1 protein-coding gene is annotated in these 255 nt (G+C 40.0%); it reads left to right on the forward strand.

All coding sequences use genetic code 11. The features are described from left to right. Nucleotides 1-206, forward strand: a 206-nt coding sequence (gene hisE / locus SB658_RS25650; RefSeq protein WP_410603276.1) for a phosphoribosyl-ATP diphosphatase, incomplete at its 5' end; no start/stop codon positions are given. Between the last annotated feature and the right edge of the window lie 49 nt (nt 207-255).

A 255-nucleotide genomic window follows, 5' to 3' on the forward strand; every position in this document is an offset into this window, starting at 1 on the left:
TTTTTGAAAAAGGGGTCGATAAAATCCTGAAAAAGGTAGGGGAAGAAGCGTCAGAGGTCATCATTGCCGCGAAAAACAGGGATCAAGAAGAATTGAAATGGGAAACAGCCGATCTTCTGTATCACCTGCTTGTGTTATTACGTGAACAGCAATTGCCGCTTGATGATGTATTAAAAGTATTAAAAAAACGTCATCAAGGTGAGTGAAAAGCCGGAGGCACCTCTGGCTTTTTATTTTCCAAGTGTAAAACAAATC

It is taken from the genome of Bacillus sp. SIMBA_008 (genome assembly GCF_046535495.1).
Lineage (GTDB): Bacteria > Bacillota > Bacilli > Bacillales > Bacillaceae > Bacillus > Bacillus subtilis.